Below are 16,098 nucleotides of genomic sequence, written 5' to 3'. Positions count from 1 at the left end.
CTGCAGCCATGGCCGGACAGGACCTGTGAATCCGTTGCCGCCTGGTGGGGTGTTCAAGTACCGCTGCACAGCTGAGAAGTCATTTGTGGGGGTGGAGGCGGGGGCCTCCTGGGGGGAACAGCGCGGCGCGGGGGGCGAAGGTCCTCCGTAGAAACAGTGTTGGGCGAACACGTCGAACCACTGGCGGCCTGGGGGGCTTTGTGCGGCAGGGGGAATTAGTCGACCCTTTTTCGTCGGCGCGCGGACGTCTGGCGAACGGGGAAATCAATCGGTCTGCGAGCGACTGGGAACAGCGGTACCGCCGTACCGTCATAACCAGCGATACCGTGGCCACCGCCATTGTGGTGGGGGCGATCGGCATTCTCTTCGGAGCCAGGGACGCGGCCAACTGGCACGAGAAATGGGGAATTCTCGCATTCGGTACCGAGCTGTTGGTGCTGGGAGCGCTTGCGGTGAGCCGGGCGTGGGCTCCGGCCGTGCTCGGCCAGGGAGCCGAGGAATTCCGCCGGCTCGGACGCTCACTGTTCACGGCGGTGGTCGTACTGGCGCTCAGCGGAATCGCCCTCACTTCGCGCAATATCAAGCTCTGGATTTTCGTCGCGATTCCCGCGATCGCGCTCGTCACCATGACCGGTCGGTATCTGCTGCGCCTCTCGCTGTACAGACAGCGGACGGAAGGACGATGCCTGCGACCGGTGCTCGCCGCCGGGAGCCCGGCCACCGTGGGCGACCTGATCGCCCGGGTCCGTAAGTTCCCGCACCTCGGCTGGCGCGTCGAGGCGGTGTGCACGCCGGACGGCCTGGGGCCCGACGGTGACCACCTGGACGGGGTGCCGGTCGTCGGCCGGCTGGCCGACCTCGCAGGCCACGTCCGCCGCGACGGCTACCGCGTCGTCGCGGTCACACCTGACCCGCACTGGTCCCCGGACCAACTCCAGCGGCTGGCCTGGAACCTGGAAGGCAGCGACGCGGAGATGGTCGTGGCCCCCGTACTGATGGAGGTGGCCGGCCCCCGGCTGCACGTCGACGCGGTGCTCGGCATTCCGCTGCTGCGGGTCAGCATGCCGGCCTTCACCGGGGCCCGGCGGGCGGTCAAAGAGGTCGTCGACCGGATGGGCGCGGCGCTCCTGCTGATGCTGTTCGCGCCGCTGATGGTGCTCGTCGGGCTCCTCGTGCTGGCCGACAGCCGGGGTGGGGCCTTCTACCGCCAGCGCAGAGTCGGCAAGGACGGCCGCGAGTTCACCATCCTCAAGTTCCGCACCATGGTCGCCGGTGCCGACAGGGCGCGTGCCGCACTGGCCGATCGCAACGAGGGCGCCGGGCTGCTGTTCAAGCTCCGCCGGGATCCGCGGGTGACCCGGGTGGGAGCGGTGCTGCGCCGCTACTCGATCGACGAACTCCCGCAGCTTTTCAACGTACTCACCGGCTCGATGTCGCTCGTCGGTCCGCGGCCTCCACTTCCGGAGGAGTCCGCTGCCTACGGCCCGGACATCCGGCGGCGGCTGCTGGTCAAACCCGGGCTCACCGGCCTGTGGCAGATCAGCGGACGCAGTGATCTGCCGTGGGAGGAGGCCGTCCGGCTGGACCTGCGGTACGTGGAGGACTGGTCGCTCGCCCTGGACGCGGTGATCTTGTGGAAGACCCTGCGGGCGGTGCTCCAGGGGCAGGGAGCCTACTGATGCGCGCGCGACCGTCGTCCGGCGGCGCGCGGACCGCAGGCCTCAGGGGCCTGCGTGGGGGGAGGAACGGGCTATGAGGATCAGTGTCCTGGGTCTGGGCTACGTGGGATGTGTGTCGGCCGCGTGCCTGGCCAGTCTGGGTCATGAGGTCATCGGGGTGGACGTGAACCAGGCGAAGGTCGACCTGGTCAACGACGGCAAGGCTCCAGTGGTCGAGGAGCGGATCGGCGAGCTCATCGCCGAGGTCGTGCGGAGCGGAGCGCTGCGCGCCACGGCTGACGTGCGCGAGGCGGTCACGGCCGGCGAGGTGTCGCTGGTCTGCGTGGGCACACCGTCCGAGCCCAACGGCAGCCTGTGTACGACGTATCTGGAGCGGGTCACCGAGCAGATCGGTGCCGCGCTGGCGGACCGGGGCGGGAGCAGCGGGCGGCACACCGTCGTCTTCCGCAGCACCATGCTCCCGGGCACCTGCCTGAATCTGCTGGTGCCGATCCTGGAGAAGTACGTCGGCGGCACGGCCGGGGTGGACTTCGGGGTCGCGGTCAACCCGGAGTTCCTGCGCGAGGGCACCAGCGTGCGGGACTTCTTCGACCCGCCCAAGACCGTCATCGGCGAGTTCGACCCGGCGAGCGGCGACATGGTGGCGGCGCTGTACGACGGCCTGCCCGGCGAGATCTTCCGGGTGCCGGTCCCGACAGCCGAGGCGATCAAGTACGCGGACAACGCGTTCCACGGCCTCAAGATCGGCTTCGCGAACGAGCTGGGTGCGGTGTGCCAGGCCCTCGGGGTGGACTCGCACCAGGTGATGGATGTCTTCCTGGCCGACCGCAAGCTGAACATCAGCCCGGCCTATCTGCGACCCGGCTTCGCCTTCGGCGGCTCCTGCCTGCCCAAGGACCTGCGCAGCCTGGTCCACGCGGCGCAGCGGGCCGATGTCTCGGTGCCCATCCTCGCCCACGTACTGCCCTCCAACTCCGACCATCTGCAGCGGGCGGTCGAGCTGGTCGAGCGCACCGGCAAGCGCCGCGCCGGTCTGTTCGGACTGTCCTTCAAACCCGGCACCGACGACCTCCGCGAGAGCCCACTCGTCGAACTGGCGGAGCGGCTCTTCGGCAAGGGGTACGACCTGCGGATCTACGACGCCAACGTGAGCCTCTCGCGGCTGCTCGGCGCGAACCGCGAGTACATCGAGACCCGGCTGCCGCACCTGGCGCAGCTGCTCGCGGACTCCGTCGGCGAGGTGCTCGAGCACGCCGAGGTATGCCTCGTCGGGACCAGGGATCCGGCCGTGCTGGCCGCGCTGCCCCACGGCGAAGGGCCGATGATCGTCGACCTCGTCCGCCTCCCCGACGCCGAGGCGCGCCGGGCCGAGAAGGGGTACATGGGCCTTGCTTGGTGACACGTCTCTCGGTGAAGCGGCCGGCGGCGGCGAGCCGGGCCGGCGCGCGCTGATCCTGGTGGAGAACCTGTCGGTGCCGTTCGACCGGCGGGTGTGGCAGGAGTGCACGACGCTGCGCGACGCGGGCTGGAAGGTGCACGTCATCTGCCCTCGCGGGGAGAAGCGGGACACGGAGCCCGAGGCGGAGATCGACGGGGTCCGGATCCACCGCTACCCGTTGCGCGCGGCCACCGGAGGACCGGCCGGCTATCTGCGGGAGTACGGATCGGCGCTATGGCACACTGCCCGGCTGGCCCGCAAGGTCGGCCCGGTGGATGTGGTCCACGCCTGCAACCCGCCCGACCTGCTGTTCCTTCCGGCACTGTGGCTCAAGCGGCGCGGCGCGCGGTTCGTCTTCGACCAGCACGACCTGGTGCCCGAGCTGTACCTCTCCCGGTTCGGCCGCGGCCAGGATCTGCTCTACCGCGGGGTTTGCGCGCTGGAACGGCTGACCTACCGGGCCGCGGACGTCGTGCTCGCCACGAACGAGAGCTACCGGGATGTCGCGCTGCGCCGCGGCGGCCGGCGGCTGTCGGACGTCTTCGTGGTGCGCAGCGCGCCCGACATCGAGCGGTTCCACTCCGTACCGCCGGAGCCGGAGCTCAAGCGCGGCAAGCGTCATCTGCTGTGCTACCTCGGAGTCATGGGCCCGCAGGACGGCGTCGACTACGCCTTGCGGGCCCTCGCGAAGCTGCGCGACGAGTACGGGCGCACCGATTGGCACGCGGTGTTCGTCGGCGCGGGCGACACCTTCGAGGCGATGGCGGAGCTGTCCCGGCGACTCGGCCTCACGGAGCGGGTGGAGTTCACCGGGCGCGTTCCGGACGCCGACCTGGTGCGCTACCTGTCCACGGCGGACGTGTGCCTCTCACCCGACCCGCGCAATCCGCTCAACGACGTGTCGACCATGAACAAGGTCCTGGAGTACATGGTGATGGGCCGGCCGATCGTCTCGTTCGACTTGAAGGAGGCGCGCGTCTCCGCCGGGGACGCCGCCGTCTACGCGCCCGCCAACGACGAGGCCGAATTCGCCGGGCTCATCGCGCGGCTGCTGGACGACCCTGAGAAGAGGGCCCGGATGGGCAGGATCGGCCAGGAGCGGATCAGCGGGCAGCTCTCCTGGCGCAACTCACAAGCGTCGCTGCTCGCCGCCTACGCCGCCGCCTGCCGTGACCGTACTCCGGTGGCGGCGGGCGACCCGGTCGGGAAGAGGCGGCGCCGTTGAGCGATGACACGATACGCCTGGCCACGGTCGGGCGGATTCTCCGTCGGCGCGGGCGGTTCCTCGCCATCCTCGCCGTGGTGGGTGCGCTCGTCGGCTACGGCGCCTCGCTGCTGATCCCGCCGCGCTACACGGCGACGGCTTCGGTACTGCTGCCCGGACAGTGGGAAGAGCGCGAGCTGGTGACCCAGGCGGAGATCGCGACCAGTTCGGCCGTGGTCGACCGCGCGGCCGCCACGCTCCGCTGGAGGGACGTCAGCGGCGGCGAGCTGCGGGACCGAGTGAGCGCCAAGACCGCCGAGGGCAACATCATCGAGGTCTCGGGTACGGCCCGCACCCCGGAGCGCGCGCAGCAGCTCTCCGACCGGGTGGCCCAGAAGTTCGTCACCTTCACCACGCGGATCGCAGGTGACAGCACCGACACCGAGGCGACAGCGGGGGTCGAGGAACTGCGGCAGAAGGTGGTGCAGACCAACCGCCGCATCACCGACCTGGCCGATGCGGCCGATCCGGGGCGGACCGTGGAGGGCGTGCAGGCCCGCACCGAGCTCGAAAAGCTGCGCACCGCGCTGCGGGAGGCCATGAAGAAGCTGGACGAGGCCTCCCCGGCGTCCAACGAGGCGGGCATGGTGGTCATGGACACTGCGGCCCGGCCCACCGGCGAGGCACCGCCGACGCGGGTGCAACTCATCGCCGGTGGGGCGCTGCTGTCCTTCCTGCTCGCGATCGTCGGCCATCTCGCCGCAGCACGGGTGAGCCGTCGGCTGCGCGCCGGTCCTGAGATCGCCGCGGCGCTGGGCTCGACACTGCTGGGTAACGTCGACGTGCCTGGCGAACGGCCCGCACACCGCCCCGGAGACCGTGGCCGCGTGGCTCGAATCCGTCGGCTGCTGGGCATCGACACCCCGTGGGACATACCGCCCCCGCGGATGTCCGGCGACGAGGACGGCAGGCGGATCCGCTACCGGAGGGTGTGCGCCCGCCTCCGGGAGGAACTGCCGGCTCCCCGGCGGCTGCTGGTTGTCGTGCCGGCCGGCGACGAGATCGCCGGCCGGGCAGCGGAGCGGCTCGTCGCCGAGGCCGAGAGCGATCCGGTGCTGTTCGCGGTGGAGGTTCCGGTGTCCCGGCCGCTGGTGCCGGACCGCGATACCGAGTGCGGTGCCCTGGTCGTGCTCAGCGCGGGCAGCTGGACCGCGGGGGAGCTCGCCTGCGTCGCCGAGGCGTGCACGGACGCGGGGCACGAGGTCGTCGGCGTCGTCGTCGCCGGTCCGGTCCGTGACCGTCCGACGCGCACCTCCGGCAGGGCTCCGCAGCACGACACACCGGCGATCGCGGTCGGTGACGCCGCGAGGGGAGGTCCAGCATGACGACGACCCAGAAGTCGGAGCCGTCGGCCTCCGCCCCACTGCTGGACCTGCATGCGCTGGTGGTGGCCGTGCGCAGGCGCCGCCGCCTGTGGTCCTCCATGGCGCTGCTGGGGCTGCTGGTCGGCGCTGCGGTGGCGGTCCTGCTGCCGCCGCCACCGACCGCGGTGACCAAGGTGCTGGTCACACACCAGGAGGACCAGCCGAACGACACCGGAACGCTCATCCGTACCGACGTCGAACTGCTGGGGACCACACGGATCGCCGGAAAGGCCCTCCGGGCCCTCAAGTCACCAAAGAACCCGGAGGACTTCATCCAGGACTACCGGGGCACCGGCGTGACCAACAACCTGCTGCGCATCGACGTGACAGGTGACAGCGACGCGCAAGCGGTGGCCCGGGCCAAGGCGCTGGCCGAAGCGTTCGTCGCCGACCATGTGCGGCGGATGCGGGAGTCCGCGAAAGCCGAGGCCAAGGCCCTGCTCGAGCAGCGTGACCGCATGCGGGACGAACTCGCCGAGGTCAACAAGGCGATCGGAGGCCGCTCGCCCGAGCGCGACCCGAAATCCTCGGCGAGCCTCGAGTCGCTCTTCTCCCGCCGGGCCGAGCTCAATTCGCGCATCGCCGATTTCGACGAGCGTGCCGCCGAGGCACGCACCGGCACGCCCCGGATCACCGCGGGCACGCAGATCGTGGACGCCCCCCGCGCGGTGCGGCACTCGCTGCCCAGGGCCGCTGCCACGAACGCCGCGATCGGACTCGTCCTCGGACTCGTCATCGGGCTCGCGGTGGCAGCTGTCGGCGCTGTGGTGGCGGACCGGCCCGTACTGCGCCGGGAGATCGCGGCCAACCTGGGCGCCTCGGTCATCGCGGAGCTGCCCCGCCGGTCGGGCAGATCGTGGCAGCCGCGACGGACCCGGGCGGCACACGAACGGCTCACCGCGACGCTGGCCCGCACCGTGCGCGGCTCGGCGGAACCGCTGTCGCTGCTGGAGCTGGGCTGTGCGCGCAGCACGAGCGTGCTCGCCCTTCAGCTCGCCGGGACACTGGCGGATGACGGGCCAGTGGAGATCGTCGACGGTCTGCCGGGCCCGCAGCTCGCGAACCACCGTCAGAAGTCGGGCGGTCCGGCCGTGGTGAGCGGCGAGCAGGCCGCGGCCGTGCCGCGTCACCACCGCCGGCTCGGCGTCGGCTCGGTCGCGCCCGGCACGGCGTGGACCGATCTGACCCACCTCGGCACCCGGACCGTGCTCGTCGTGCGGGCCGGGCACGGAAGCGCCGCGTGGCTGCACACCGTGGCGCGGCAGCTCGCGGAGCAGCGCATCCAGGTGATCGGTGTGGTGCTGATCGACCCCGATCCGGGCGACCGGACCGACGGCACGCTGTGGGACGGGCCGCACACCGCGCCCCTCGGCCGTGACGAGCGGCAGGCCAGGCGGAACGGGACGGTCCTGACGCACACGGAGCGGCACTCGGTGCGGGCCGCACGGGTTCCGGACGACGACCAGGAGGCGCGGTAGGACATGTGTGGCATAGCAGGCGCTTACCGATGGCCGGACGGAAAGCTCGTGACCGAGCGGCTCACCGAGACCCTCGCCCATCGCGGTCCGGACGGGGCGGGCCGCTACAGCCACTCCGTCGGTGACGGCGAAGTGCACCTCGGGCACCGACGGCTGGCCATCATCGACCTGTCCCAGGCCGGTGCCCAGCCGATGGTCTCGGGCGGCCTCGCGCTCACGTACAACGGTGAGTTGTACAACGCACCCGAGCTGCGTGCCGAACTGGCAGCCGCCGGGGTGCGCTTCCGCGGTACCTCCGACACCGAGGTGGTGCTGGAGGCCTGGCGGCGCTGGGGGAGGGACTGCCTGCCCCGGCTGCGCGGCATGTTCGCCTTCGGGATCTTCGACGAGCGAACCGGTGAACTGGTGCTCGCCCGCGACCAGCTCGGCATCAAGCCGCTGTTCCTGATCCGGCGCGGCGAGGGCCTGGTGTTCGCCTCCGAGCTCAAGGCGCTCGCCGCCGCCACCGGCGGGTCGCTCCAGGTGGACCCCGCGGCGCTGGTGGCCTCGCTGCTGTACTACTGGGTGCCCGACTCGCGGTGCGCGTTCCGCGAGGCGGAGAAGCTGCCGCCGGGGAGCTGGCTGAGGTGCAGCGCCGACGGCCGGGTGGAGCGCGGCCGGTTCTGGCACCTCAAGGATGTCGCCGCCGAGGGGCGGGAGCGCGCCCGCAGCGGCGAGCGGCCCGACCTGGCAGCCCTCGTCGAGGAGTCGACCCGGCGCCATCTGCTCTCCGACGTCCCGGTGGCGACGTTCCTCTCCGGCGGGCTGGACTCCAGCTACCTGACCGCGCTTGCGGCCCGCCACCAGCCCGGGATCTCCGCGTACACGATCGGGTTCCGCGCCGAGGACGCCAAGTTCGAGGCGATGCCCGACGATCTGCGCCATGCCCGGCGAGTGGCCGAGCGGTTCGGCGTCGACCTGCACGAGATCGAGATCGCGCCGAACGTGCTCGACCTGCTGCCGCGGATGACGTACCACCTGGACGAGCCGATCGGCGACCCCGCCGCGATCAACACCTTTCTGATCTGCTCCGCCGCCCGGGAGGCCGGGGTCAAGGTGATGCTCTCGGGGATGGGCGCCGACGAGCTGTTCGCCGGGTACCGCAAGCACCTGGCCAACCTGCTCGCGCTGCGCTACCAGCGCGTCCCGCGGCCGCTGCGCCGCGGCCTGTCCCGGGCCGTGGACCGGCTGCCGGTCGCCACGGCCCGCCGGGGGTACCGGTCGGTGCGCTTCGCGAAGCGGTTCCTCTCCTTCGCCGAACTGCCCGAGGAGACCGCGTTCCGGCGCAGCTACACCATGTACGACCGGGACGAGCTGCTCGCCCTGGTCGACCCGGACCTGGCCCCGGCGGTCGAGGAGGTGCTGACCGAACACGCGGACATCTATCGGGACAACGACCTCGACGACTTCGTCAACCGCATGTGTCTGGGCGACGCCCGGATGTTCCTGCCGGGCCTCAACCTCGCGTATACGGACCGGTCGAGCATGGCCGCGTCGACCGAGGTACGCGTGCCGTACGTGGACGTCGAGGTGGTCAAGGCGGCGTTCACCGTGCCCGGTGACCGCAAGATCGTCGGACGGCAGGGCAAGGCCGTCCTCAAGGAGGCGGCCGCCTCGATCCTGCCCCGGGAGGTCGTCTACCGGCCCAAGGGCCTGTTCAGCGCCCCGCTGCGGGCCTGGATGAGCCGGGATCTGGCACCGCTGATGCGCGAGGTGGTGCACGACGGCGTGCTCGTCCGTTCCGGGTTGCTGCGCCGCGACGCGCTTCAGCGGCTGGTCGCCGAGGACGCCGCCGGACAGCGGGACCACTCCAAGCATCTGTGGCATGTACTGACCCTCGAGTACTGGTATCGCGGCGCGACTTCTGGGGAGTTCGGGTGAAACAGGTAGTGCAGAACTACAAGAGCGGTGAACTGGCGCTGCTCGACGTGCCGGTGCCGGGATGCAAGCCGGGTGGTGTGCTGGTCCGCAGCGCCTACTCGCTGATCTCCACCGGGACCGAGCTGATGAAGGTGTCCGAGGCCGGTATGTCGATGGTGGGCAAGGCCCGCTCCCGCCCTGACCAGGTGGCCAAGGTGATGCAGAGCGTGGCCACCAACGGAGTGCCCGCCACCTACCGCAAGGTGATGGGCAAGCTCGACTCCTACACGCCCCTGGGCTACTCGCTGTGCGGGGTGGTCGAGCAGGTGGGCAGCGGGATCGACGAGGTGAAGGTCGGCGACTTCGTGGCCTGCGCCGGCAATGAGCACGCGCTGCACGCCGAGCTGAACTGGGTGCCGAAGAACCTCTACGCGCGGGTGCCGGACGGTCTCGCGCCGCGCCACGCGGCCTTCGGCACCGTGGGGTCGATCGCGATGCAGGGCGTGCGCCGAGGCGAGCCGCAGCTCGGCGACGTGGCGCTGGTCATCGGCCTCGGGCTGATCGGGCAGCTGGTGGTGCAGCTGCTGGCCGCCTCGTCGGTCCGCGTCGTCGGGGTCGACACCGACCCGGCGCGCTGCGAGCTCGCCGAGCGGCTGGGCGCCGTGGCCTGCGGCGATCCCGCGTCCGCTGCCGTCGAAGCCGCCGTCGCCGAACTCACCGGCGGCCTGGGCGTCGACCAGGTGTTCCTGGCCGCCGGCGGCGACAGCAACCAGCCCGTCGAGCTGGCCGCCAAGTTGAGCCGGGACCGCGGCCGGGTCGTCGACATCGGCAAGTGCCGCCTTGATCTGCCGTGGAACGCGTACTACGAGAAGGAGCTCGACGTCCGGTTCTCCCGCTCCTACGGGCCCGGTCGCTACGACCCGGAGTACGAGCTGGAGGGCCGGGACTACCCGATCGGCTACGTGCGCTGGACCGAGCGCCGCAACCTGGCGTGCTTCCTCGACCTCGTCGCCCGGGGCAGCGTCGACGTGGAGCCGCTGATATCCCGCATCGCCGACTTCGACGACGCCGTCGAGACGTACCGGAGCCTGAAGGACGGCGACCTGAAGGCCGTGGCCGTGCTGTTCAGGTACCCGGAACAAGCGGCGGAAGCGGCACCGGCAGCCCCGGCGGTGTCCGTGCCCGCGGTGGACGTGAAACGGAGTCCGTCCCGGGCCACCAGGACGCCGGTGCGCCTCGCGTTCGTCGGCGCGGGGAACTACGCGACGTCGATGCTGCTGCCGCACCTGGCACAGCGGGACGGCGTCGAACTGTCGACCGTCGTCACCACGACGGCGCTGTCCGCGGCCAACGCGCGGCGCAAGTTCGGCTTCCACGAGGCGACCACCGATCTCGACGCCGTCCTGGGCGACAAGTCCATCGACGCGGTGTTCGTGGTCACCCGTCACAGCTCGCACGCCCAACTGACCCGCAAGGCGCTGCTGTCCGGCAAGGCCGTGTTCGTCGAGAAGCCACTGGCCCTCACCGAGGACGAACTGGCCGACGTGCTCGCGGCGGTGGAGGAGTCCGGCAACGACCGGTTGCAGGTGGGCTTCAACCGCCGGTTCGCGCCGCTGCTGCGGGAGGCCAAGCAGCGGTTCGGCGCCCGGACCGGCCCGGCGAGCCTGCGCTATCTGGTCAACGCGGGCCGGCTCGACCACGGGAGCTGGTACCTCCAACAGGGCTCCGAGGGCTCGCGGTTCGTGGGCGAAGGCGGGCACTTCATCGACACGGCGAGCTGGCTGCTCGACGCCGACCCGGTGTCCGTGTGCGCGACCGCCACGTCCGGCAACGAGGACCTCCAGATCGTGCTGCGCTATCCGGACGGGTCCACCGCCACCATCAGCTACGTCACCTCCGGCCCGTCCGGCTTCCCGAAGGAGACGCTGGACCTGATCGCGGACGGGCGTGCGCTGCGGCTCGACGACTTCGTCCGTGCCTCGGTCTACGGCCGAAAGCGGTGGGTCAGTTCGCGGCTGCCCAAGGCCCGGGACAAGGGGCAGAACGCCGAACTGGCCGCGTTCGTCAAGGCGGTGCGGACCGGCGGGCCGATGCCGGTGCCGCTGCGGTCGCTGGTCGCCACCACGGCGGCCACGCTCGCCGTGCAGACCGGCCTGGCGGGCGGCGCGCCGGTGACACTGGCGGAGGCGCGATGACCATGAGCGCGGGCTGGTATCTGCGGCGGCTGTCCCGGATGGGACCGCAGGAGGTCGCGGGCCGGGTGGGCGACTCGGTGCGCAGGCGGCGGTGGCGGTCGGCGCTGCCCGCCTGCCCGAGCGTGACCGGAGCCCGGTTCACCGCGGTCCTGCCCGCCGGGACGATCGCCGCCATACCCTCCGACGCCGCGAAGCGCCTGATCGCCGAGGCCGACCGGCTGATGGACGGGCACGTCGAGTACTTCGGGGTGGTCCGCGACGACCTGGCCGACCCGGACTGGTCGTACGACCCCAGGACCGGGCGCCGGGCTCCGGCGGGCTACGCCTTCGACGTGCCGTACCGCAGCGAGGACGCGGTCGGGGACATCAAGCAGATCTGGGAGCCGTCCCGGCATCAGTACCTCACCCAGCTCGCCGCCGTCTACGCGATCACCGGGAACGAGCGGTACGCCGAGCGCGTGGCCGCGCATCTGCGGTCGTGGTGGGCGGCCAACCCGCCGCTGCGCGGCGTCCACTGGATCAGCGGCATCGAGCTGGGCATCCGGCTGCTGTCCTGGGTGTGGATCCGCCGGCTGCTCGACGGCTGGCCGGGCGCTGCCGCTCTGTTCGAGGACAACCCAGTGGCAGTGGAGCAGATCTGGCACCACCAGCGCTGGCTGGCCGCCTTCCCCAGCCGGGGCTCTTCGGCGAACAACCACGTCATCGCCGAGACCGCCGGGCAGTTCGCCGCATCCTGCGCGTTCGGCTGGTTCCCGTCCTCGGCGCGCTGGCGGGCCGACGCGCTGCGGTCGCTCGACCGGCAGCTGCGCGCCAACACCTTCCTCTCCGGCCTCAACCGCGAGCTGGCCACCGAGTACCACGGACTGGTGCTGGAGCTCGGCCTGGCCGCCGTGGCCGAGGCGGATGCCGCGCGCGTACCGGTGCCCGTGACGGTCCGGCTGGTGCTGCTGCGGATGACCGACGCGCTCGCGGCTGTCGTGGACAACCGGCTGCGGCCGCCGCGCCAGGGCGACGCGGACGACGGGCACGGTCTGGTCCTGGACGGCGCCGGCACCGACCGCTGGGCCTCCCTGCTGGCCACCGGGGACGCCGTCTTCGGCCGGCTCGCCTGGTGGCCCGAGGTGACCGGCACCGATGTGCGCACCCCGGTGCTGGCCGCGCTCATCCGGCCGTACGCGGAGAAGCGAACCGCACCAGCCGTCTCCCGCCCGGCAAGAAGACCGGCCCACTTCGCCGACGCGGGGCTCACCATCCTGCGCGGACCGGGAGAGATCTGGTGCCGCTGCGACGGCGGCCCGCACGGGTTCCTGGCCATAGCCGCGCATGCCCACGCGGACGCGCTGTCGGTGGAGGTACGGCACGACGGGGTCGATGTGCTCGCCGACCCTGGGACGTACTGCTACCACGGGCAGCCCGAGTGGCGGCAGTACTTCCGCTCGACCCTCGGCCACAACACCCTGCAGCTGGACGACGGCGACCAGTCCGTCTCCGGCGGCCCGTTCCTGTGGACCCGGCATGCCAGGAGCCGTGTCCTGGCCGTGGACACCTCCGATCCGAGTGTGGCCCGCTGGTGTGCCGAGCACGATGGTTACCAGCCCTCCGTGCACCGCCGCCGGGTGGAGCTGACCGCCGCGAGCCAGGAGCTGCGCGTGGTCGACGAGGTCCGCGGCCCGTACAGCCCGCGCAGGGCCGTGCGGCTGGCGTTCCACCTCGGCCCGGCGATCACCGCGGACCTGGTGGGGAACCGTGCGGAGCTCAGCTGGACCCGGGACGGCGAGGAGCGCTCAGCGGTGCTCGACCTGCCGGCTCAGCTGTCCTGGCGGGCGCATCGCGGCGAGACCGGCCCTTCCCCAAGCTCTTCGAGCAGGGGACACCCCGTGCTGGGCTGGTACTCAGCCGGCTTCGGCCGCAAGGAGCCGGCCACAACGCTGGTCGGCACCGGCTTCGCCGACGGCGGTGCGCTGTCGGGGGAGTTCGTCACCGTACTCGGATTCCGCGGCTAGGGAGGACGGGTGGGGACCAAGTGGCGGAAGAGGGCGTTACCGGTCGCGGTGCCGGTGCTGGCCCTGCTGGCTGCGACCGGCTGTGTGAGCACGCCGGGCGCCCCGGCGGAGCCGACCGACGCGCCCTCCCCGTCCGTGGCCAAATCCGTGGCCCGGGTGTGCGCCAAGCCTGCCGACGGGCCGTCGAGGGCACCGGCGGGCGCGGTCCCGGTCGACCCCGCGGTGGTCGGTGACCTGGCGGCGAAGACCCGGCGCAGCCCCGCGAACACCACCTTCTGGCTGCGACCGGGCAAGCACAGGCTCGAACCGGAACGGCACGCCCAGGTCGTCCCCAAGAAGGGGAACAGGTACCTCGGCGCGCCAGGCGCGGTACTCGACGGCCGGAAGACCAACCAGTACGCGTTCGGCGGCAGCGCCCGCGACGTCACCATTCGCCACCTGACCGTGCAGGGTTTCGTCGCGCCGCACGACGAGGGCGTGGTCAACCACGACTCGGCCGACGGATGGGTGATCGAGCACGCCAAGATCCAGTACAACTCGGGCGCCGGACTGATGGCCGGCGCCCGCCAGCGGGTCCGCGCCAGCTGTCTGCGCGGCAACGGGCAGTACGGCATGAACGCGTACCAGGCCTCCGGCCGGATCAGCGACCTGGTCGTCGAGGGCAACGAGATCGTGGCCAACAACAAGGACGACTGGGAACGGCGGCGGCCGGGCTGCGGCTGCACCGGAGGCGTCAAGTTCTGGTCCGTCGACGGCGCCGACGTAAGCGGCAACTGGGTGCACGACAACCGCGGCGCCGGGCTGTGGGCGGACACCAACAACAACGACTTCCGCATCGAGGACAACGTGCTCGAGGCCAACGACGGTGCCGCGCTGATCTACGAGACCAGCTACAACGCGGTCATCCGGAAGAACACCATCAGGCGGAACAACTGGGTCGAGGGCCGCAAGTACGCCGACCGCGACGACAGCTTCCCGTTCGCGACCGTCTACCTGTCCGAGGCCGGCGGTGAACCACGGATCGAAGCCCGTACGGACAAGATCGAGATCTACCGGAACGTGCTGGAGAACAACTGGAACGGGATCACCCTGTGGGAGAACGCCGACCGGTTCTGCAACAGCCCGGCCAACACCTCCTCCGGCGCCTGCACACTGCTGGTGAAGGACACCGACCGCTGCACGCGGCCGGCGATCGCCGCAGCACCGCTCTACACCGACTGCCGGTGGAAGACCCAGCGGGTCGACATCCACGACAACCGCTTCGTGCTGGACACCTCCGTCGTCGGATGCACGGTCAAGTGCGACCGCATGGCGCTGCTGGCCAACTACGGCACCTACCCGGACTGGTCGCCGTACCAGGGCGAACGGGTGGCGGAGGCGATCACCCGCAAGCAGCACAACCGCTGGCACGACAACGTCTACCTCGGACCGTGGAATTTCGTCGCCCACGACCCGAGCCGGGTGCTCGACCCCGGCCAGTGGCAGAGCACGCCGTACAAGCAGGACGCGGGCAGCACCTTCCGGCCGCAGGACGGTGGTTGAGATGGGCGGGGACACACCGAAGACCGTCGGGATCGTCTGGGGCTTGCTGGTCCTCAACACGCTCGGCTCAGCCGGGGCGAAGACCATCGTCCCGCTGCCCCGCTCCCTCATCCAGTTGGTCACCATGGGCGCGCTGGTCGCCGCGTTCGCGCTGGCGCTCGCGCTCAATCGCCGGCTGCGCATCCGGGCCAGCGCCTTCCTGCTCCTGCTCACCCTGCTGCTGGTGCCGAGCGTGATCTCCAGCGCGTATCTGGAGTCCGGGTTCGGCGCGCTGTTCCGCTGCGCCCGGCTGGCCCTCTTCATCGGCACACTGTGGCTGCTCAGCCGCTGGTGGGACGGCAGCACCACGTTCGTCAGACACCACATCCGGATGTACTTCGCGGTGCTCGGGTCGGTGGCCGCCGGTGCGGTCGTCTCACCGGGCGCGGCCATGCCCGAGCTCTACGGCGGGCGGCTGGTCGGCGCGCTGTGGCCGCTCACCCCGCCGCAGATCGGACAGTACGCCGCGGTGATCATCGGGCTCACCGCGCTGCTCGTACTGGGCCGCCGGACCGACAGGGCAGGCGCGGCGGTGATCATCGTGCCCTCACTCGTCCTGCTCGCGTTGACCCACACCCGGACGGCCACACTCGGACTGCTCATCGGGCTGGCGCTGGCGATCGGCTCCCTCTTGATGACCAGCACCGCGGCGCGCCGCTTCTTCGGCTGGACCGTGCTGTGCGCCGCGGTGGCCGCGGTGGGGTTCGGCCCCGCGCTGCGGTCCTGGTTCCTGCGCGGACAGAGCCAGGAGAACTTCACCAGCCTCACCGGCCGGGCCAAGGTCTGGGACGCCCTGCTCGCAGCGCCCCGGACCACCGTGGAGAAGCTGTTCGGAGTGGGTCTGGGCGACAAGTCGTTCGACGGGCTGCCGATCGACAACAGCTGGCTGGCCGTCTACCACGAGCAGGGCCTGACCGGCGTCACCCTCGTGGCGGCGCTCGTCATCGTGCTGGGCGGCGTCGCGCTGCTGCGGCCACCGTCGCTGTCGAGGGCCTGCGCGATCTTCCTGATCAGCTACTGCGCGATCGCCTCGTACACCGAGGCCGGGCTGGGTGACGCCTCACCGTATCTGCTGCACCTGGCCGTCGCCGCCTCGCTGCTGGCGGCACCCGCCACGGCCCCGCACCTCCCGGCGCCGCACGAAATCCCTCGACGACATGTCCCGCGATGGGCACAGGACCGGGAGGCGACGTGAGC

At 71.4% G+C, this 16,098-nt stretch carries 10 protein-coding genes; all 10 read left to right on the top strand.

Translation table 11 applies throughout. From position 1 onward, the window contains the following. The first annotated feature begins 200 nt into the window (after positions 1–200). The 10 genes from HC362_RS01270 (at position 201) to HC362_RS01225 (ending at position 16,096) form a co-directional block, all read left to right on the top strand. Positions 201–1,679, top strand: a complete 1,479-nt coding sequence (locus tag HC362_RS01270; RefSeq protein ID WP_243081889.1) for a sugar transferase — start codon at positions 201–203, stop codon at positions 1,677–1,679. A 73-nt stretch (positions 1,680–1,752) separates the two neighbouring features. Further along, a complete protein-coding gene (locus HC362_RS01265; protein ID WP_243081887.1) occupies positions 1,753–3,078 on the top strand; it encodes a nucleotide sugar dehydrogenase in 1,326 nt (441 codons plus the stop codon). Continuing rightward, positions 3,068–4,342 carry a glycosyltransferase family 4 protein gene (locus tag HC362_RS01260; RefSeq protein WP_243081885.1) on the top strand — a complete coding sequence of 425 codons (1,275 nt, stop codon included), beginning with the start codon at positions 3,068–3,070 and terminating at the stop codon, positions 4,340–4,342. Before HC362_RS01265 ends, HC362_RS01260 begins: the two co-directional genes overlap by 11 nt. After that, the gene (locus HC362_RS01255; RefSeq protein WP_243081884.1) at positions 4,339–5,706 is read left to right on the top strand and encodes a Wzz/FepE/Etk N-terminal domain-containing protein; all 1,368 of its coding nucleotides are present in this window, start codon (positions 4,339–4,341) and stop codon (positions 5,704–5,706) included. The genes HC362_RS01260 and HC362_RS01255 overlap by 4 nt, the downstream gene beginning before the upstream one ends. Beyond that, the gene (locus tag HC362_RS01250) at positions 5,703–7,223 is read left to right on the top strand and encodes a Wzz/FepE/Etk N-terminal domain-containing protein (RefSeq protein ID WP_243081882.1); all 1,521 of its coding nucleotides are present in this window, start codon (positions 5,703–5,705) and stop codon (positions 7,221–7,223) included. Before HC362_RS01255 ends, HC362_RS01250 begins: the two co-directional genes overlap by 4 nt. Before the next feature lie 3 nt (positions 7,224–7,226). After that, positions 7,227–9,143 carry an asparagine synthase (glutamine-hydrolyzing) gene (gene asnB / locus HC362_RS01245; RefSeq protein WP_243081881.1) on the top strand — a complete coding sequence of 639 codons (1,917 nt, stop codon included), beginning with the start codon at positions 7,227–7,229 and terminating at the stop codon, positions 9,141–9,143. Continuing rightward, positions 9,140–11,317, top strand: a complete 2,178-nt coding sequence (locus tag HC362_RS01240) for a bi-domain-containing oxidoreductase (protein WP_243081880.1) — start codon at positions 9,140–9,142, stop codon at positions 11,315–11,317. Before asnB ends, HC362_RS01240 begins: the two co-directional genes overlap by 4 nt. Beyond that, positions 11,314–13,320: an alginate lyase family protein gene (locus HC362_RS01235; RefSeq protein WP_243081878.1), complete on the top strand. Its 2,007-nt coding sequence runs from the start codon at positions 11,314–11,316 to the stop codon at positions 13,318–13,320. Before HC362_RS01240 ends, HC362_RS01235 begins: the two co-directional genes overlap by 4 nt. 9 nt (positions 13,321–13,329) lie before the next feature. Continuing rightward, complete coding sequence (locus tag HC362_RS01230) at positions 13,330–14,862, top strand: right-handed parallel beta-helix repeat-containing protein (RefSeq protein ID WP_243081876.1); 1,533 nt, start codon at positions 13,330–13,332, stop codon at positions 14,860–14,862. Between the two features lies 1 nt (position 14,863). Then, positions 14,864–16,096 (top strand): O-antigen ligase domain-containing protein, encoded by a 1,233-nt coding sequence (locus HC362_RS01225; RefSeq protein ID WP_243081874.1) that lies wholly within the window; start codon positions 14,864–14,866, stop codon positions 16,094–16,096. Positions 16,097–16,098 lie beyond the last annotated feature (2 nt).

Source organism: Streptomyces sp. 891-h, assembly GCF_022760275.1.
Taxonomy (GTDB): Bacteria; Actinomycetota; Actinomycetes; order Streptomycetales; family Streptomycetaceae; genus Streptomyces; species Streptomyces spirodelae.
Note: the sequence above shows the minus strand (reverse complement) of the source record. Positions and strands in the feature narration are given on the sequence as shown.